At 71.6% G+C, this 19103-nt stretch carries 16 protein-coding genes; 5 read left to right on the top strand and 11 right to left on the bottom strand.

The annotated features are described in order from the left end of the window. Nucleotides 1-2 precede the first annotated feature (2 nt). Nucleotides 3-1424: a phytoene desaturase family protein gene (locus tag AC5L3X_RS20700; RefSeq protein WP_494858881.1), complete on the top strand. Its 1422-nt coding sequence runs from the start codon at nucleotides 3-5 to the stop codon at nucleotides 1422-1424. Here the strand turns inward: AC5L3X_RS20700 and AC5L3X_RS20695 are convergent. The 11 genes from AC5L3X_RS20695 to AC5L3X_RS20645 all read right to left on the bottom strand — a co-directional run bounded on the left by AC5L3X_RS20695 (nucleotide 1421) and on the right by AC5L3X_RS20645 (nucleotide 13546). After that, nucleotides 1421-2467 carry a threonine aldolase family protein gene (locus AC5L3X_RS20695; RefSeq protein ID WP_494858880.1) on the bottom strand — a complete coding sequence of 349 codons (1047 nt, stop codon included), beginning with the start codon at nucleotides 2465-2467 and terminating at the stop codon, nucleotides 1421-1423. The two genes, AC5L3X_RS20700 and AC5L3X_RS20695, sit on opposite strands and share 4 nt — an antisense overlap. Then, nucleotides 2464-3093 (bottom strand): SDR family NAD(P)-dependent oxidoreductase, encoded by a 630-nt coding sequence (locus AC5L3X_RS20690; protein WP_494858879.1) that lies wholly within the window; start codon nucleotides 3091-3093, stop codon nucleotides 2464-2466. Before AC5L3X_RS20690 ends, AC5L3X_RS20695 begins: the two co-directional genes overlap by 4 nt. Continuing rightward, on the bottom strand, nucleotides 3090-5150 hold the full coding sequence (locus tag AC5L3X_RS20685) for a DUF6421 family protein (protein ID WP_494858877.1): 2061 nt from the start codon (nucleotides 5148-5150) through the stop codon (nucleotides 3090-3092). Before AC5L3X_RS20685 ends, AC5L3X_RS20690 begins: the two co-directional genes overlap by 4 nt. Nucleotides 5151-5237: 87 nt before the next feature. Next, nucleotides 5238-5894 (bottom strand): response regulator, encoded by a 657-nt coding sequence (locus tag AC5L3X_RS20680; protein ID WP_494858876.1) that lies wholly within the window; start codon nucleotides 5892-5894, stop codon nucleotides 5238-5240. Nucleotides 5895-5964: 70 nt separating this feature from the next. Next, entirely contained in the window at nucleotides 5965-7476 is a 1512-nt protein-coding gene (locus AC5L3X_RS20675; protein ID WP_189126020.1) for a serine/threonine protein kinase, read from the bottom strand. Next, nucleotides 7476-8966 carry a hypothetical protein gene (locus tag AC5L3X_RS20670; protein ID WP_494858875.1) on the bottom strand — a complete coding sequence of 497 codons (1491 nt, stop codon included), beginning with the start codon at nucleotides 8964-8966 and terminating at the stop codon, nucleotides 7476-7478. The genes AC5L3X_RS20675 and AC5L3X_RS20670 overlap by 1 nt, the downstream gene beginning before the upstream one ends. 446 nt (nucleotides 8967-9412) lie before the next feature. After that, the gene (locus tag AC5L3X_RS20665; protein WP_494858873.1) at nucleotides 9413-10039 is read right to left on the bottom strand and encodes a Uma2 family endonuclease; all 627 of its coding nucleotides are present in this window, start codon (nucleotides 10037-10039) and stop codon (nucleotides 9413-9415) included. A 3-nt stretch (nucleotides 10040-10042) separates the two neighbouring features. Then, a complete protein-coding gene (locus AC5L3X_RS20660; RefSeq protein WP_494858871.1) occupies nucleotides 10043-10714 on the bottom strand; it encodes an adenosylcobinamide amidohydrolase in 672 nt (223 codons plus the stop codon). Continuing rightward, entirely contained in the window at nucleotides 10711-11484 is a 774-nt protein-coding gene (locus tag AC5L3X_RS20655) for an ABC transporter ATP-binding protein (protein ID WP_494858870.1), read from the bottom strand. Before AC5L3X_RS20655 ends, AC5L3X_RS20660 begins: the two co-directional genes overlap by 4 nt. Continuing rightward, nucleotides 11481-12467: a FecCD family ABC transporter permease gene (locus tag AC5L3X_RS20650; RefSeq protein WP_494859159.1), complete on the bottom strand. Its 987-nt coding sequence runs from the start codon at nucleotides 12465-12467 to the stop codon at nucleotides 11481-11483. The genes AC5L3X_RS20655 and AC5L3X_RS20650 overlap by 4 nt, the downstream gene beginning before the upstream one ends. Before the next feature lie 104 nt (nucleotides 12468-12571). Continuing rightward, a complete protein-coding gene (locus AC5L3X_RS20645) occupies nucleotides 12572-13546 on the bottom strand; it encodes an ABC transporter substrate-binding protein (protein WP_494858869.1) in 975 nt (324 codons plus the stop codon). A 368-nt stretch (nucleotides 13547-13914) separates the two neighbouring features. Here AC5L3X_RS20645 and AC5L3X_RS20640 point away from each other — a divergent pair, with 368 nt between their 5' ends. From AC5L3X_RS20640 to AC5L3X_RS20625, 4 genes are all read left to right on the top strand, one after another. Next, nucleotides 13915-14172 (top strand): hypothetical protein, encoded by a 258-nt coding sequence (locus AC5L3X_RS20640; protein ID WP_494858868.1) that lies wholly within the window; start codon nucleotides 13915-13917, stop codon nucleotides 14170-14172. Nucleotides 14173-14545: 373 nt separating this feature from the next. Beyond that, entirely contained in the window at nucleotides 14546-15028 is a 483-nt protein-coding gene (locus tag AC5L3X_RS20635) for a hypothetical protein (protein ID WP_494858867.1), read from the top strand. Beyond that, nucleotides 14992-17991: an AfsR/SARP family transcriptional regulator gene (locus AC5L3X_RS20630; RefSeq protein ID WP_494858866.1), complete on the top strand. Its 3000-nt coding sequence runs from the start codon at nucleotides 14992-14994 to the stop codon at nucleotides 17989-17991. The genes AC5L3X_RS20635 and AC5L3X_RS20630 overlap by 37 nt, the downstream gene beginning before the upstream one ends. 100 nt (nucleotides 17992-18091) lie before the next feature. After that, the gene (locus tag AC5L3X_RS20625) at nucleotides 18092-18751 is read left to right on the top strand and encodes a M15 family metallopeptidase (protein WP_494858865.1); all 660 of its coding nucleotides are present in this window, start codon (nucleotides 18092-18094) and stop codon (nucleotides 18749-18751) included. Nucleotides 18752-19103 lie beyond the last annotated feature (352 nt).

Raw genomic sequence — 19103 nt, 5'->3', positions numbered from 1 at the left:
TCGTGAGCGTTGACGCGGTCGTCGTGGGATCGGGCCCCAACGGGCTGGTCGCGGCGATCGAGCTGGCCCGCGCCGGACGCCGGGTGCTGCTGCTGGAGGCGGCCGAACAGTTCGGCGGCGGGCTGCGGTCGGCGGAGCTGACACTGCCCGGCCGGGTGCACGATCTCGGCGCGACCGTGATGGCGATGGCGCTCGCCTCACCCGCGATGCGCGGGCTCGGACTGGAAGGGCGCGGGCCGGGGCAGGTCGAGTTCGTCCATCCCGGCGTGGCGGCCGCGCATCCGCTCGACGACCGGCCGGCCGTGCTCGTGCACCGCGACGCCGGCCGCACGCGTGAGGGGCTCGGCGCCGACGGCGCGGTCTGGGACGCGACCGCCGGGGCGGCGGCGCGGGCCGGGTTCCCGCTGGTCGACCTGCTGGTGAAGCCGCTCGGGCCGTGGCGGCCGGATCCGCGCGCGTTCGCGGCCGCGGCGAGGTTCGGGGTCGCGGCGGCGCTGTCGGCCACGACGTTCGCCCGGCGGGCCCTGCGCACGGTCGAGGGCCGCGCGGTGTTCGCCGGCATGGCCGCGCACTCCGTGCTCGACCTGCGCTCGCCCATCACCAGCGGGTACGGCCTGCTGCTCGCCTCGCTGGCCCACCTGGTCGGCTGGCCGCTGGTGAAGGGCGGCTCGCAGCTCCTGGCCGACGCCCTGGTGGCCAGGCTGCGTGAGCTGGGCGGCGAGGCGGTCACCGGCCACCGGGTGCGGCGCCTCGACGAGCTCACCGGCCTGGGCGCCGAGACGATCGTGCTGGACGTGATGCCCCGGCAGTTCCTGGAGATGGCCGAGCTGCCCGCGCGCTACCGTCGCCGGCTGGAGCGCTACCGCTACGGGCCGGGGGTGTTCAAGCTCGACTGGGCGCTCGACGGGCCGGTGCCGTGGCGCGATCCGGCCGTCGCCGCGGCGGGGACCGTCCATCTGGGCGGCACCCTGGAGGAGATCGCGCTGAGCGAGGCCGAGGTGGCCGCCGGGCGTCACTCGCCCCGGCCGTACGTCCTGCTCACCCAGCCCTACGCGGCCGATCCGACGCGGGGCGGCCACACGCTGTGGGCCTACTGCCATGTCCCGAACGGCTCACCCGTGGACATGACGGGGGCGATCGAGGCGCAGATCGAGCGCTACGCGCCCGGCTTCCGCGACCGGGTGCTGGCCCGCCACGCGATGGGCCCGGCCGACCTGGAGGCGTGGAATCCCAACCTGGTGGGCGGCGACATCGGGGGCGGGCTGGCCGGCCTGCGTCAGTTCGTCAACCGCCCGGTCTGGTCGCCGGCGCCCTGGCGCACCCCGCTGCCCGGCGTCTTCCTCTGCTCGGCCTCGACGCCGCCGGGGGGCGCGGTGCACGGGATGGGCGGCTGGCAGGCCGCCCGCCTCGCCACCCGCGATTAGGCCAGCTCCTCGGCGATCGCCGCGGCGAACGCGTCCACGTCGGCCTCGGTGGTGTCGAACGCGCACATCCACCGCACCTCGCCCGTCGCCTCGTTCCAGGTGTAGAAGCGGAAGCGCTTCTGCAGCCGCTCGGTGACGTCCTTGGGCAGGACGGCGAAGACCGCGTTGGCCTCGACCGGCCGCGGCACCTCGACCCCGGGAAGGTCGCGCACCGCCTCGGCCAGCCGCCGCCCCATCGCGTTGGCCTGCCGGGCGTTGCGCAGCCACAGGTCACCGGAGAGCAGCGCCTCGAACTGGGCCGACACGAACCTCATCTTCGACGACAGCTGCATGAACGTCTTGCGGAGGTAGTCGATCCCGGTGGCCGCCGAGGGGTTGAGCACCACGACGGCCTCGCCGTACAGCATGCCGATCTTCGTGCCGCCGAAGGAGAGCACGTCGACGCCCGCGTCGGTGGCGAGCGCCCGCATCGGGACTTCGAGGGCGGCGGCGGCGTTGGTCAGCCGCGAGCCGTCGAGGTGGACGAGCAGGCCGCGCTCGTGCGCGTGGGCGCAGATCGCGGCCATCTCCTCGGGCGTGTAGACGGTGCCGAGCTCAGTGGTGTTGGAGATGGACACGACGCGCGGCTGGGCCCGGTGCACGTCGCCGAAGCCCCACGCCTGGCGGTCGATCAGCTCGGGCGTGAGCTTGCCGTCGGGCGTGGGCACGGGCAGCAGCTTGATGCCGCCCACCACCTCGGGGGCGCCGCCCTCGTCGGTGTTGATGTGGGCGGTCTCCGCGCAGATGACCGCCTCCCACTGGGCGGTCATCGCGCGCAGCGATACGACATTGGCGGCGGTGCCGTTGAACACCGGCCAGGCCTGCGCCTGCTCGCCGAAGTGACGCTGGAAGACCTCGCGCAGCGCTTCGGTGTAGACGTCGTCGCCGTAGGCGATCTGGTGGCCGCCGTTGGCGTCGGCGATGGCCCGCAGGATGTCGGGGTGCACCCCGGCGTAGTTGTCGCTGGCGAACGCCTTGAGCAGGGGGTCGTGCCGGGGAGTCACTGGGTGAGGTCCAATCGCGTGCCGTTGAGGTCGGCGGCGGGCCGGTCGTAGAGCCCGCCGATGGCCCGGGCCAGGTCGGTCACGTCGGTGAAACCGGCGAACTTCGCCTCGGGCTTGGCCGCCCGCATGGCGTCGTTGACCAGGGCCTTGACGACGAGGATGACGGCGGCGGAGCCGGTGCCGCGCAGCGCGTCGGCCAGGGAGAGGGTCCACGCCTCGGCGGCGGCCTTGGCGGCGGCGTAGGCGGCGCCCCCGGCGGTGGGGTGCCCGGCGGCCTTGGCCGAGACGATCACGAACCGGCCGTCCCGGCTCCTGCGCAGCAGCGGCTCGAAGGCCAGCGACACGTGCTGGAGGGTACGGATCAGCAGGTCGTGCAGGTCGTTCCAGTCCTCCAGCCGGGTCTCGGCGAAGCTACCGGAGCCGCGCCAGCCGCCGACCAGGTGCACCACGCCGTCGACGCCGCCGTGCTCGCGTTCGACGCGGGCCGCCAGTTCGAGCACGGCCTCGCGGTCGAGCAGGTCGACGTCGTCCTTGTCGACGGAGATCACGGTGTCACCGTTTTTGCGGAAATATTCGGACACTGCCTGACCTGTGGGGCCCGCAGCGCCGGTTACCAGAATGATCATCCCCAGATCCCCTTAGTCGATTCGACCACGTCCGTCAGCTTACGGCGCAGCGCCTCGTAGAACATGCTGAGGGGGAACTCATCCGGCAGCACCGCGTCGACCTTGGCCTTCTGCTCCTCGGGCAGCGCCTCGACGCCCTTGGCCCAGGTGGAGGCCGGATGCGGCTCGACGTAGGCGCTGACCAGCTCGTAGGCGGCCAGCCAGTGGGCCAGCTTGGACCGGTCGATGCTGTCGCGGTAGAGCTTCTCCACCTCGCCGCGCAGGTCGGCCACCCCGCCGGCGACCCGCTCCCAGTCGATCGTGAGCCGGTTGTCGGTCCACCGGACGATGTCGTTGCGGTGCAGGTAGGCGAAGAGCAGCTGGCCGCCGAGCCCGTCGTAGTTGCGCACCCGCTCGCCGGTGATCGGGAACCGGAAGAGCCGGTCGAACAGGATGGCGTGCTGGACGTACCGGGCGTGCGGCACGCCCTGCTCCTCCAGCCGCACGGCCTCGCCGAACGCGGTCAGGTCGCAGCGCAGCTCCTCCAGGGAGTAGAGCCAGTACGGCATCCGCTGCTTGATCATGAACGGGTCGAACGGCAGGTCGCCATGGCTGTGCGTGCGGTCGTGGATCAGGTCCCACATGACGTAGGTGTCCTGGGCGAGCTGCTGGGAGTCGAGCAGCCTGGCCGCGTCCGGCGGCAGGTCCAGCCTGAGCGTCTCGGTGGCGGCCCGGGACACCCGCCGGAACCTGGCGGCCTCACGGTCGGCGAAGATCGCGCCCCAGGTGAACCGCTCGGGAGTCCGCCGTACGGCCACCGTCTCGGGGAAGAGCACGGCCGAGTGGGTGTCGTAGCCGGCGGTGAACGCCTCGAACGCGACGGGCACGAACATCGGGTTGTCGTAGCCGTTCGCCTCCAGCCGGGCCAGCCACCCGGGCCAGATGGTGCGCAGCCAGACGGCCTCGAGGTTGCGGTCGGCGTTGCCGTTCTGGGTGTACATGGGGAACACCACGAGGTGCTCCAGTCCGTCGACGCGCTGGGTGTCGGGGTGGAACAGCTCCAGCGAGTCGAGGAAGTCGGGGACGCCCAGATCCTGCTCCGACCACCTGGCGAGGTCGTCCTGGACGGCCTGGAGGTAGGCGGCGTCGTGCGGGAAGTACGGCGCCAGCTCGCCCACGCGGGCGGCGACGGCCGCGACCAGTTCCTTGCCCCGCTCCTTGTGCTCGGGCACCGAGCCGTCCTTGACCTGGAGCGGCCGCAGTTCCTCGACAGCGGCGGCGAGCCCGGCGAACAGCGCGGCCTTGGTGTCGTCGCGATCCCCGGAGGCGGTGGCGGCGGGCACGCGGGCCGCCCAGGTGACGACGTTGCCCCAGAGCCTGCGGTGGTCGTAGTCGTCGATCGAGTCGTCGCCGAACAGGTCGGAGTCGGCGAACACGACGACGCGGCCCCGGCCGTGGCGCAGGGCGACGGCCAGCGGGGCGGCGGCGGGGGCGGCGGCCGGGGAGGTGGCGAACAGGACGGTGGCGCCCTCACCTGGCACGAGCACACCCGCGCGGTAGAAGCAGGCCGTTCTGACACCCGCGAGGAGGCCGTCGGTGGTGGCTCGCTCGGCCAGCACCCAGGTGGCGACGTCACGGTGGGCGTGCGCGGGGTCGCGCGCGGTGGTGTGCTCGATGCCGACGCCGAACCGGGCCAGCAGCTCGGCCAGGTTGTTGCCGTACTTGTCCTGCTCCTCCTCGGCCAGCACGACGAGCCCGCCGCCCTCGGCCACGAACGCCTCGACGGCGTCGAGCTCGGCGGCGGACAGGACCGGGCTGCCAGAACCGGTGGTGCGCTCCCAGCGCTCGCCCGAGGGGTGCGCGATGACCAGCACGTCCTGGTCCTGGAGCGCCTCCGCCGAAAGCTCACCCTCGGTCCGGGCCGTCACGGTGTGCCCCAGGTGCCGCAGCGCCGCCGCCGCGCGGGCATAGCTGTTGTCGTCGGGGTGGGCGGGACTGATGGTCTCGGCCACCTCTCGCCGGATGGTCCACGACTCGCTGTGGGCCTCGTCGAACAGCACCCTGGGGAAAGCCTGCATGAAATATCTCCTGTATCTTCCGCCCTACAACGGAAAATATACACAGAGAGCACCTATGCTCTACCAAACCCTCCCGAATGGTGAGATTCAGGCAGCGCCCGGCCGCACCACGCCCGTCTCGTACGCGAACACGACCGCCTGGGCCCGGTCACGCAGCCCGAGTTTCATCAGCACCCGCGCCACGTGCGTCTTGACCGTCGCCTCCCCCACGTACAACTCCTGGGCGATCTCGGCGTTGGTGATGCCGCGCGCCAGCATCTGGAGCACCTCCAGCTCGCGTGGCGTCAGCCCGTCCAGCATGGGCGACGGCTTGGGCTCGGCCCGGCCCGCGAACGTGGCGATCACCCGGCTGGTGACCGCCGGGTCGAGCAGCGCGTCACCGGCGTGCACGACCCGGATCGCCTCGATGAGCTGCTCGGGCGGCGACACCTTGAGCAGGAAGCCGCTGGTGCCGGCGCGCAGCGCCGCGTAGAGATTCTCGTCGCTGTCGAACGTGGTCAGCGTGATGACCTTGGGCGGCGACGGCGCGTCGAGGAGCTCCCTGGCCGCCGACAGCCCGTCGAGCCGCGGCATCGAGATGTCCATCAGCACGATGTCGGGCCGGGTCCGCCTGGCGACCGCGATGGCGTCGCGCCCGTCGGCCGCCTCGCCGACGACCTCCATGCCCGGCTCGCTCTCCACGATCATGCGCAGCCCGGCCCTGACCATCGCCTGGTCGTCGACGATGACGATTCGAATGCTCACATCCGGAGGCTAAACCGCGCCCCCCGCCTTTGAACACCCAGGTCAAGCCGTACACAAGTCAGTTACAAGCTCATGACAGCCGGACGCTCTGCCTGATGCGGGCCTGGGTGGCGTCGTCGCAGCTGTTCTTGGCGCAGAAGTACATCAGCAGCATCATCGGCTCGGGCCGGCGGTCGACGATGTAGGTGACGAAACCGAGCCGCACGCCGCTGTTGCGGTCGGTCAGCGAGCCGGTGTAGCGGGTGGCCGGGCTGGTGCCCGCCTGCTCGGTGACCGGGCCGCTCACGTCGATCTTGCCGGGCAGCAGGCCCTCCAGGGTCGCCCGCATCTGGACGTCGGTGGCGGTGGTGCTGAGCGTCTCGGAGAGCTGGACGTAGACGCCGACGGCGCCGTCGGGGTCGTCGGTGATGATCGGCACCACCGGGGTCCAGTCGGCGCCCGCGCCGGACACGAACAACGTCTCGAACTCGGCGACGTGCGGCGAGGCCACCGCGAAGAGGTCGCCGTGGGTCCGCACACTCCAGCCGGCCGGATGCTCGAACGACAGCGGCGCGGCCGGCGTGCTCTGGTAGCGGGTCCAGGCATCACCCCGCTGGGTCATGACCAGGAGCACGACCAGGGCCAGCGCCGCGACCGCCGCGGTGATCGTGGCGGCGATGATCGGCAGCCGCCCTGGCCGGCCGGGGCGCGCCGGGCGGCGGTGCCGCACCCCGGAGAGCTGAGTGGGCGGCGGCGCGGCCGGGTGGCCGCTGATGGCGTCGCGCAGCGCGGTGACGAACTCGGCGCAGCTCGGGTAGCGCTCCTCCGGCGACTTGGCCAGCGCGCGGTTCATCACCACGTCGACGTCGGCCGGCAGCTCCGGCCGCACCTGCGACAGCGGCGTGGGCTGCTCGGCCAGGTGCGCCCAGAGCAGCGCGATGTCGTTGTCGCGCTGAAAGGGCAGCCGCCCGGACAGCGCCTCGTAGACCACGCAGGCCAGCGCGTACTGGTCGCACCTGCCGTCGATGTGCTCCTTGTTGATCTGCTCGGGCGACATGTAGCGCGGTGTGCCGATGAACTGGTCGGTCTGCGTCAGCCCGGAGATGGACGTGCGGTGCTTGGTGATGCCGAAGTCGGTCAGGTAGACGTGATCGCCGGCCAGCAGGATGTTGGCCGGCTTCACGTCGCGGTGGATCAGGTCGTGCGCGTGCGCCGCGTCGAGCGCGGCGGCGACCTGGACGAAGATCTGGTTGGCCTGCGCGATCGGCAGCGGCCCCCGGTCGTAGATGAGGCGGCGCAGGTCGAGCCCGTCGACGTAGCGCATCGAGATGTACAGCACGCCGTCGGCGTCGGCGTTGGCCTCGTAGATCGGGATGATGTTGGGGTGCTCGATGCTGGCGACCGTCCTGGACTCCAGGATGAACCTCTGCCGGAAGCGGTCGTCGACGCTGAGCACCGGATTGAGGATCTTGAGCGCGACGCGGCGGCTCAGCCTCGGATCGAGCGCCAGGTAGACGACGGCCATGCCGCCCTTGCCGACGATGTCCTCGATGTAATATCCGGCCACCTCCTGGCCGATGAGGGATCTATCGTTCAATTGCATCACGTCTCGCTGGGGTTACCGCAGTAGCCGCAGAACCGGTGCGCGTGCCCCAGCCGCATCCCGCACGCCGTGCAGTACTTGACGGACGGATCCTGGGACTTGACGGGCGGGTCCTGCGTGGTGAGCACCTGCTTCTGCTGGGGGATGATCGCGAAGGGCTGCGACCTGCGCACGACCACGGTCTGGTTGGACCCCTCGTCGAGCGGCGGTTGACGCTGGCCGGCCAGTGGCGGCAGGTCGGGCGGCGGCTCCTCGGGCGCGCGGCGCCGCCACAGCACGAACGCCCCGGCGCCCGCCGCCATGAACAGCACGCCGGCCACCACGATGAACGGCCACAGCGGCGTGGACCGGCTCACCGGCGCCGCCGCCTTCTTCGTGCCCTGATCCTCGGGGCCGCCCCGCTTGGCCAGTGAGTCCTTCAGCAGCGTGGCGGCCACCACATTGCCGGGATAGAGCTCCAGCACGCGCTGGAAGCCCGGCGCGGCCTCGGTGTAGTACTTGGTGTGGTAGCGGGTCAGCGCCGCCTCGAAGGCGGTGTCGATCGGGCCTCTGCGCGGCGTCACCCCGGCCTTGGTCAGAGCCGCGTTGATCTCCCTGACGCCGATCATCCTGGCGTCCTTGCCGCCGCCGATGAGCATGCCGATGATGTGGCCGTCCTTGTCGCCGATGACCGGCGCCCCGCGCAGGCCGCGGTCGGCCAGGCCGCCCAGCTTGACCGGCTCGTCCACCTTCTTGTCGGGGTCGGCGAACTGCCTGCCCTTCTCACCGGTGCCGCCGCCCTTGCCGAGGTGGGCGATCTCGACGGTCTCCTTGACCTCAGGGCCGGGCCTGCCGATGAAGCCCGCGATGTTCGTGGGCGAGCCCTGCTGGTCGGGCACCTTGTCGGCGAGCGGGGCCGTGGGCAGGCCGACGCTGCCGATGACCCGGCCCGACGTCGTCAGCACGGCGGGGCTGTCGGGCCGGGGCCCGGCCTTGACGAGCTCGGCCTTGAGACCCTTGGGGTCGGCCGGCGAGACGTTGGGGAAGACCGTGATGTCGGTGCTGACCTCGAAGATGCAGGTGGCCTTGGCCGACTTGGGCGGGTAGCACTGCCGCAGGTGCTTGTCGAGCAGGTCGTCCTTGAGCTTGTGCCGCTCGAAGTCGGCCGGGATCTTCACGTCGTGGTGCTCGGCGAAGATCCGGTTGGCCGCGTAGACGGCCACGTCCTGTTCGTTCTTGACGACCCGGGTGAGTGTGACGATCGCTCCCTCGGGGCTGACCACGGTGCCCGTGCCCACGCCGATGGGCACGTCGTAGGACCGTTCCACGTGCACCAGGTCACCTATGTGGTCGAGCAGGGTGATCTCGACATGCGCGGTGGCCTCGACGCGCACCACGGCCGGAGTCACCAGATCGGTGATGCCGCTGGGGTGCTCGTGCGCCGCCACGGGCAGGGCGAGCAGCACGAGTGCCACCGCGGCACCGCCGGCCAGAGCTGTGAGACGCGCCATCTCCGCTCCTCTTTCCGAGGGATAGATTCAGGGTCCCAATCACCTGCCGTAAGTCAATAGATGAACGCTAGACAAGCGCTTGCTCAGCACCTGACGTTCACAGACGGGCCACGCGATCGGCGTCGACGGCCTCGGCACGTCCGCCGGAATGGCTCCGCGCCGGACCGGCTCGGCGACGAAGAGATTGAGCACCCCCACTAGACCCCATCGCGGAAATCGTCACCGGTGTTACGCGGGTGCTCGGAAAACTTGATCCCCGGGCTCGTCACCAGGGTCGCCCACGCCACGAATCCGGCCACCGACGCGGCGTCCGTAGGCACAAGGACGGGTGGGCGGCTTCTACAGGCGCCGCTTCGCGGGGAGCCTCGGACGCCCGTCATCGAGGTCGACACGTGCGCTGCGCCGCGGGGATCTCACCGGGACGACACGCTCAACGCGACGCTCGCTCAGTCTCGCCGCTCGATCAGGTCGGCGGGGTCGAAGCTGACGGGGTACGGCTTGCGCAGGGTGACGACGCTCCCGGCCTTGTAAGCGGCGGGCGGCCGGTAGGTCTCGCCGTCGAGCTCGTAGACGTAGACGGTGGGGCCTTCGGCCAGCTCGATGCGCCAGTAGACCGGAATGCCCGCCGCCGCGTACGCCTCCGTCTTGAGGAGCCGGTCGCGCGCCTGCGTGCTCGGACTGACCACTTCCACCGCGAGCCGGATGTCAGCGGGCGAGAACATGAGCCGCACCGCCTCCACCGAGGTGACCGGCACGACCGCGAGATCGGGAATGTAGAAGTCCTTGTCGCTCACCCGCAGGTTGATGGTGGTCAGCGCCTCCAGATCCGGAGGGCCGGCGTTCTCCAGCATGATCAAGGCACGCGTGATGACACGCTGGTGTAGCGGGGTGGGGGCAGGGCTCACCAGTAGGCTCCCGTTGAAGAGCTCATAGCGATTCCCGTCATCCGGGAACTTGAGCAGGTCGTCGACAGAGAAGGGTGGCACGCCAGGAAGGACCGTGCGCCCAGTCGTCGGTTCGGTCGTCGCCAATGCGGTCACCCACCCATCGTCACGGATCACGCCCTTGCGCACATGCTACTTCCCCACCTTCCCTGACTCTCTGTCATAGGGCCGCCACTCTTCGGCGCCGCGGCGGACGGCGGCGTGGACCGCGCGGGCGAGCCGGGCGCCCCAGGTCGAGCGGGGGCCCGCGAACAGCTCCTCGGTGCCGCCGGCCGATACGACGACGCAGACCGCGTCGGAGGCGGTGCCCGTGCCGGCGAAGCCCGCCTCGGCCAGCGCCTGGGCCTTGGCCTCCGTCACCGTCATGACGGCGTTGACCAGCGCGGCGTCGGTCATCGCGACCGGCAACGTGGCCATGATGTTGATCGTGCCCACCGGCGGGGCGACGCCCAGCATCGGGGCCAGCTCCGGGTCGGCGGCGCCTTCGGGTGCGGCGGCCCACGTCGGCACGCGCAGCCCGACGGTGGCGACGGCCCGCACGCCCCCGTCCTCGGCGGTCACGTACCGGTCCACGGAGGCGGCCGTCATCATCCCCACCCCTTCACCCGGGGGCGCCAGCCCGGCCAGGTGCTCGACCGGGTCCGTCCGCGCGTAGCCGGCCACGACCTGCGCGTTCAAGACCCAGGAGCGGGGGCCGATGCCGCCGCCGAGCATGGCCGAGGAGATCGCCCGCCGGCCAGGCCCTAACTCCCACAGCAGCGATCCCAGCCGCGCGCCCTCTTCGACCCGGTAGGTGAGTTTCACGTTCCTCCTCTGACGAGATGGACGACGGGACGCCCGTCCGGGCCCGGCTCGATCTTCACGTGCGCGTCGAAGTGCGTGCCGACGAGTTCCTCGGTGAGCACGTCGGCGGGCTTGCCGGCGGCCACCGCGCGACCCCGGGCGAGCAGCAGCAGGGTGTCGGCGTACAGGCCGGCGAGGGTCAGGTCGTGCAGCGTGGTGACGACGGTGAGGCCGTCGGCCAGGCGCAGCCGGTCGACCAGATCGAGCACCTGCTGCTGGTGGCCGAGGTCCAGAGCGGTGGTGGGCTCGTCGAGCAGGAGTACGAGCGCCTGCTGGGTGAGCGCCCTGGCCAGCACCACGCGTTGCCGCTCCCCGCCGGACAGCTCGCCCACCCGGCGGGCCGCGAAGCCGGTCAGGTCGAGCCGGTCGAGCACCGACGCGGTGATGTCCCGGTCGTGGCGGCTCTCCCTGCCGAAGTGGGAGACGTACGGAGTGCGGCCCAGCAGGGCGTAGTCGAACACCGTCATGTCGGGCGGCAGCGCCGGGCTCTGGGGCGCGTAGGCGACCAGGCGGGCCCGGTCCCTGGGCCGCAGCGCGGCGGCGGGGCGGCCATCGAGCGTCACCTCGCCCCGGTGGGCGACCAGGCCCATGACGGCCTTGACCAGGGTGGACTTACCGGCGCCGTTCGGGCCGATGACGGCCAGCCACTCGCCGCGCCGGACGCGGAGGCCGACCTCGGTGAGCACCTCGCGCTCGCCGAGCCGTACGGACAGAGAGGTCGTCTCGATCACGTGGCGGCCTGCCGGGTCATCCGCAACACGGCGACGAAGAACGGCGCGCCGACGAACATGGTGACGACCCCGATGGGCAGCTCGGCGGGGGCCATGACGGTGCGAGCCAGCAGGTCGGCGAGCACCAGGAAGGCGGCGCCGCCGATCAGCGAGAGCGGCAGCACGATCCGGTACGAGCCGCCCGCGAGCCGCCTGACCGCGTGCGGGATGACAATGCCGACGAAGCCGATCAGGCCGCTGGCTGCGACGGCCGCCGCGGTGGCCAGCGAGGCGGCCAGCAGGACCGCCAGCCGCACCGCGCCCGCCCGCAGGCCCAGGCCGGTGGCCTCCTCGTCGCCGACGGACAGCACGTCGAGCAGGCGGCCGTGCAGGATCAGCAGCACGGAGGACACGGCGGCGTACGGCAGGACCGTCCAGAGCTGGTCCCACCCGCCGCCGACGTCGCCCAGGATCCAGGAGTAGATCCGCTGCAGTTCCTCCACCTTCAGTTGCTGGACGAACGTCTGGATCGCGGTCAGGAACGAGGTGACCGCCACCCCGGCCAGCACGAGCGTCGCCGTGCCGCCCGCCCGGCCGGCGGTGTTGCCCAGGACGTACGCCAGGAAGACGCCGCCGACCGCGCCCGCGAAGGCGGCCACCGGGACGCCGCCGGGCAGGCCGGGCAGCAACACGATCACCACGGTCGCGGCCAGTCCGGCGCCGGCCGCGGCGCCCAGCAGGTACGGGTCGGCCAGCGGGTTGCGGAACACACCCTGGTAGCCGGCCCCGGCGATGGCCAGCAGCCCGCCCACCACGGCCGCGACGAGCACTCTGGGCAGGCGGAGCTCGTACAGGAGTCCCTGCTCGACGGGGGTGAGGCCGGAGTCGACCGTCACGAACGGCAGCCAGTCGAGCGCCTGCAGGACCACCTGCCACGGTGAGATGTCGGCGGCGCCGCCGAGCAGGCCGGCCAGCATGGCGCCGGCCAGCACGACGAGCGCCACGGCGACCTGGAGCGGACGGGCGCGGGACGGGCGGGCCTGGAGGGGCCCGTGTTCCGCGCCCGCCCGCGAGCCGGGCCGGGCCAGGGGCGAGCGGCTGGAGAGCACTAGCGGCCGGCCGCCTTGGCGACCGCGGCGCCGACCGTCTCGGCGAAGTCCACGACGCGCGGCCCCCAGCGGGAGGCGATGTCGTCGTCGAGCTGCACCACCTGGTCGTTCCTGATGGCGGACAGTCCCTTCCAGCCCGGCCGCTCGGCCAGCGTCGCCTTGCTCTGCCCGCAGCACTTGACGTCGGCCAGGAAGATCAGGTCGGGATCGGCCTCGGCGACGAACTCGGCTGACAGCTTGGGATAGCCGCCCGCCGGGTCCGGGGCCTTGTCGGCGATGTTGGTGAGGCCGAAGATGCCGTAGATCTGGCCGATGAAGGTGGTGGACGTCACGGCGTAGGGCGTCTGGTCGAGCTCGTGGTAGTAGGTGAGCTCGTGGTCCTTGGGCGTCTCGGCGGCCAGCTTGGCCAGTGACGCCTTCATGCCGGTCACGAGCTCGCCGGCCCGGTCCTGGTTGCCGGTGGCGGCGCCGAGGTCGGTCATCTGGTCGTAGGCGTCGTCGAGGTCGGCCGGGGCCGTCTCCAGCAGCACCGGCACGTTCACCTTGCCGAGCTGGGCGACGATCTGTTCGAGGTCGTCGGAGAGGATGACCAGGTCGGGCTTCTCGGCGACGATCGCCTCGACGTTCGGCTTGTAGCCGGACAGGGCGGTCTTGGGGGCCTGCGGCGGGTGGTTCGACTGGTCGTCGACGGCGATCACCTGGGGGCCGGCGCCGATCGCGAAGAGCGTCTCGGTGTGGACGGCCGAGAGGGAGATGATCCGCTCGGGCCGGCGCTCGATGGTGACCTTGCCGTTGGCGGCCTCGACGGTGACCGGGAATCCGGTGCCCGTGGTGGCGGTGCCCGTGGTGGCGGTGGTGGTGGGGGATGCGGCGGGGGCCGCGGACGTGCTGGCTGTCGTGCCGCTCTGACCACATCCGGTCAGGACGAGCGTTCCCAGCAGCGCGCCCGCGAAGGCCGTACGTACGGGCCTCACGAGAAGTCCTTTCACACTGTCGGAACCGAGAGACCCGCGGAATGCGACGGATCACCCTTTTCCACGAGGGTTGACGTCAGCGCAGAGGCAGGCGACCTGGCTATGACAGTTGCGGGACAGCGCCGGATTCGCACCGGACTTCGCTGCAACACTGCGCGTCGGACAAACGCTATCAATCCTCCGCATCCACCTGAAGTCAAGGGCCGCTCCACTGACGTATCCCGTGGTCGGGGCGGCGGGTCAGGCCGCGCTCACCGCTCCACCGGCAGCCGTGGTCCTGTGCTGCGCTCTGGAGCAAGCGCTGGTCGACATCGGTCTGAAGCGGGATTGGGGCGCTTTTGGATCAGCCCGGAGGAGACTTCCGGGCCATGCACCTTCCCATGGGCTCGGTCTCGCGCCTATCACGCGTTCTGCGCCTGAGCCTCGCCGTGGCCGTCGTCTCGCTGGGCGGCGTGATGGTCTCCTCCGCGCCCGCCGCGGCGGTCAGCCGTTCCACCATCGTCTCCGTGGCCCAGGGCCAGCTCAACAACGCGGCCCGCAACCACGAGTCGCCACCAACCCTCACGACGGCAACGGCAACGGCAACGACATCAAAACCCTCACCCCCATCCGCCACCGTCCGCTGACGGACGCACCGCCACGGTCGGCGAACCGCGAAAGGACCCCGGGAGCACCCGGGGTCCTTCGTGTTGTGCCCGCCGGAGGTGCCCCCCGGTCACGGCGTAGTAGGTGACCGCCGCCGGCCGGCCTGACCGAGAACCTCATGCCTCGTCACGGAAGCTGAAAAACTGTGCGGAAATTCCTTGACGACTGATCATTTGTCGTTATCGTCGAAAGCCAACGACGTCGGAGAATCTTGCTGGAGAAACTTATACGGAGTGTCATCATGCCTCCACAAAGGAGCGACCCCCCGAATGTGACCGCGGTCCTCGGGATCGGGCAAGCGGCCCTGACCTGAGGCGAGATCGACCACGGTTTCCCGCGGAGCCCGGAGACCGTGTGCGCCCCGTCGTCCCGCATAAAGCGACGCCACGAATCCGTGAGGAGGAATGCGGCCGCCGCGTCGAATCGCCGCGCCACAACTCGCGCCTCGTCATTCCACTGCTGCTCTCCGTATTCTTCTCCGCCGTGTTCTTCTCCGCCGTGTTCTTCTCCGCCGTGTTCTTCTCCGCCGTGTTCTTCTCCGCCGTGTTCTTCTCCGCCGTGTTCTTCTCCGCCGTGTTCTTCTCCGCCGTGTTCTTCTCCGCCGTGTTCTTCTCCGCCGTATTCTCCGCGTTCATCAGAGTGTGCCGGACGGCGGCTCGGGTGCCGGGGAGATGCCGGGCGGCGACGTCGCCCGCGCCCGTGTGGGCCGCGCCGCCGCCGACGCCGCCGATGCTGACGCCGATGCCGATGCCGATGCCGCCGCCGGCCGCAACGATCGGCCGATCCCTTAGGAGAACAAGATGCAGTTACGGCTCCTGGGTCCGATCGAGCTGCTGAGCGACGGCCATCAGGTCCCGCTCGGGGGAACCAAACCACGGGTGCTGCTCGCCACCCTGCTCCTGACCTCCGGCCGGGTGATCACCGTCGAGCGGCTCATCGAGGCGATCTGGCAGGACGCGCCGCCGGCCAGCGCGCGCGGTGTGCTGCAGACCTATGTCGCCTCCCTGCGCCGCGCGTTCGCCGACGCGGGCCTGCCGGAGGTCATCGTCTCGCACCGGCTGGGCTACGCCGCCGAGATCCCGCCGGACAGCCTGGACAAGGACGTCTTCGAGCGGCTCGTCGACGAGGGCCGGCGGGCGGCGCGCGACGGCAGCCACCAGGAGGCGGCGCGCTCGTTCCGTACGGCCCTGGCGCTGTGGCGAGGCCCGGCCCTGGGCGGGATCGGCGACGTCTACCTGCGCGCGGAGTCGGCCAGGCTGGAGGAGCTGCGGCTGGCGGCGCTCGAGGAGCGGATCGCGGCCGATCTGGCGGCGGGTGAGGACGACGGCCTGATCGACGAGCTCAGCGAGCTCGTCACGGCCCATCCGGCGCGCGAGCGGCTGCGCCGCGACCTCATGGTCCTGCTCTATCGGGCCGGCCGGCAGGCGGACGCGCTCACTGCCTACCAGCGGGGCCGGCAGGTGCTGGTCGAGGAACTGGGCATCGAACCGGGGCCGGAGCTGCGCCGCGTACACGAGGCCATCCTGCGCTCCGATCCCGCGCTGCTGCGCGTGGCGAAGGCCGCCCCGCCCCGGCAGTTGCCCGGGCCGCCCCCCGACTTCACCGCCCGAGAGGAGGAGCTCGCCGAACTGCGCGACCGGCTCACCGGGCAGGACAGCATGCCGATCTGCGTGATCTTCGGGCCGGGCGGCGTCGGCAAGTCGGCCCTGGCACTGCGCGTCTCGCACGAGATCGCGGAGCACTACCCCGACGGGCAGTTGCACGTCGAACTGCGCGGCACCACGGAGGTGCCCGCCACCCCGCAGGAGGTGCTCGGCCGGCTGTTACGCGATCTGGAGCCCGGCGCGTTGCCGCCCGGCACGCTGGAGGAGTGCGCCGCCCGCTACCGCACCCTGCTGGCCGGCCGGCGCAAGCTGATCGTGCTGGAGGACGCCGCCGCCGAACGGCAGGTCCGGCCGCTGCTGCCGGGCGCCCCCGGCTGCGGGGTGATCGTCACCTCCCGCAACCGGCTGACCGGCCTGGCCGGCGCGTCGGTGCTGGACCTGGGCCTGTTGTCCGACCATGCCGCTCTTCACCTTCTCGGGCGGGTGGCCGGGCCGGAGCGCGTCGCCGCCGACCCGGACGCGGCGGCGCGCATCGTACGGCAGTGCGGTGGCCTGCCGCTCGCGTTGCGCATCGCCGGGGCGCGGCTGGCGTCCCGCCGCCACTGGCCGGTGGCCCGGCTGGCCGACCGGCTGGCCGACGAGCAGGGCAGGCTGGACGAGCTGGCCGCCGGAGACCAGGAGGTCCGGGCCGGCATCGCCCTCAGTTACGACCTGCTGCCGCCCGAGACGCGGGCCACGCTGCGCCGCCTGGGCCTGCTCGGCCTGCCGTACATCCCGGTGTGGGTGGCGGCGGCGGCCATGGAGTCCGGCCTGGACGAGGCCGAGCAGGTGCTGGATCAACTCGTGGACGTCTCCCTCGCCGGCGTGGTGGACGCCGACGCGACCGGCCGGGCCCGCTACCGGCTGCACGACCTGATCCGGCTGTTCGCCCGGGAACGCGCGCACGGAGAGGAGCCGGAGGCGGAGCGCGCGGCGATGGTGCGCCGGGTGCTCGGCGGGTGGTTGTGGTTGCTCGAACGGCTCAGCGAGGCGGTGCCCAGCGGCTGGATCCCGATGCGCGCCACCATCGGCCTCTCGCGGCCGGTGGACCCGGAGGTGGCGCGAATGGCGCTGGCCGATCCGCACGGCTGGTTCCGCGGCGAGGAGGAGTCGCTGATCGTCGCGGTGGAGCTGGCGGCGGCCATGGATCTCGACGACATCGCCGTGGGGCTGGCCTCCGCGCTGTCCTCGGTGGCCTTCGAGGGCAGCCGGTACGTCTTCGACAACCCGTTCGCCACCTGGCACCGTACGCACGAGGCGGCGCTGGCGGTGGCCCGGCGCATGGACAACGCGCCGGGTGAGGCGACCCTGCTCGCCGGCCTCGGCCACCTGCACTACGAACGTGACCGTTACGCCGAGTCCCGCGAGTACCTGGGCCAGGCGCTGTCCCTGTTCCGCTCCGCGCGGGACGCCCGCGGCGAGGCCACCACGCTCGCCACCCTCGGCGCCGCCTGCCGGGAGCAGGGTTACCTGCCCGAGGCGCTGCACTTCCTGGACCGGGCGAGCGCGCTGTGGACGGGCCTGGCCGACCCGGCGGCCCTGGCCCACGTCAGGCGGCTGACCGGCAGCGTGCACCTGGAGCGCGGCGACTACCCGGCCTGCCGGGCCGGCCTGGACGCCGCGCTGTCGTTGTACCGGGAGGCGGGCAACCGCCGCGGCGAGGGGCTGGCCCTGCGCTCGCTGTCCCTGTACCACCGGGCCCAGGGTGAGCTGGCGCGTGCGGAGGAGCACTGTGAGCGCGCGCTGGCCATCTCCCGCGATCTGGGCGACCGGCTGATCGAGGCGTACTGCATGCGTGCCCTTGGCAAGACGTGGGTGCGGCTCGGCCGGTTCGACACGGCACGCCGGGCCCTGGAGGAAGCGCTCGCCGTGTGCCGGACACTCGACGACCGCTGGGGCGAGGCGTGCACCCTGCGCGTGCTCGGCGAGCTCGACCTGGCCGAGGGGCGGCTCTACCAGGCCAGGAGCCGCCTCGGGGAGTCGCTGGAGTTGTGGGAGACGCTGCGCACCGCCCTGTTCCGCGCCCGTACGCTGCGCGACCTGGCCCTGGTGCACAAGGCGCTCGGCGAGGACGCCGCCGCCAAGACGACCTTGGACGAGGCGATGGAGATCTTCCGGCTGCACGAGGCCCGTGAGGCGCGCGAGCTCGGCGGGTGAGACTCCTGCAGCGCGGTTACAGCGCCTTTGGAGCGGCGCGGTGCATCATGTGGCGTCGGCGTCCTCAGATGGAACGCCATGAGACATCACGGAGGCCCGTATGCCGGAGATCGTGCTCCTGTCCGACGCGCGGATCGCGGAGGTGCCGGTGAAGGAGTGCGACGAACCCTTGGTGGATCTGCGTGCTCTGGAGTCCCTCCAGGTCGACCGGCGTCTCGCCGATCCCGGAGGCGCGTACGCGCGCGTCCGGCTGAGCGTGGCCGATCGCCTGGTCGCCGCGCAGACCCGGCTGCCCCGTCGACTGCGCCTGATGGTGGTGGAGGGATTCCGCCCGGCCGCTCTACAACACCACTACTTCGCCGGCTCCGTGGCCGCGCACCGGGCGGCCCACCCGGACTGGGATGAGCAACGGGCCCACCTGGAGGCCAGCAGGTACGTCTCCCCGCCCGAAGTGGCCCCGCACGTCTCCGGCGGCGCGGTGGACCTGACCCTGTGCACCGCCTCGGGCGTCGAGCTCCCGATGGGCACGGAGGTCAACGCCACCCCGCCGGAGAGCGACGAGGCGTGCTACACCGCCTTCCCCGGCATCTCCGCCGAGGCCCGCCGCAACCGCGACATCCTCGGAGCGGCCATGACGTCCGCCGGGTTCGTCAACTACCCGACCGAGTGGTGGCACTGGTCCTACGGCGACCGCTACTGGGCGTTCACCACGGGCGCGCGTTACGCCCGCTACGGCATGAGCGCCGGTCCCGCCCGCTGAGCCCGCCGCCGAGGAGATCCCGGGGCTCGGCCGGAAATTCTTCCGGGCGGCACTGTAGAACCCGTTTTCGCGGGCAGGAACGTCCGCTATGCCCCCTCTCCTCGTCGCGGCCGTGGTAGCGCTCCTGGCCGGTGTGACAGTCGCCCTCAGTCAGAAGGCATGGCCCGTGGCGTGGCTGTGCACCGGCCTCGGCCTGGCCCTCTTGTCCGATGCCGGCGTCATCCCCGGTTAACGCCAATGCCGGGTAGTTAAGGTCCTGCGAAGTGTGTTGAGGTGGATCGGCGTGAAGGTCCTCACATGAGAACGGAGATCCAGTAGAACGGGTGATCTTCTACCACCGCCCGCACAGAAC

It is taken from the genome of Nonomuraea sp. CX421 (assembly GCF_059358955.1).
Note: the sequence above shows the minus strand (reverse complement) of the source record. Positions and strands in the feature narration are given on the sequence as shown.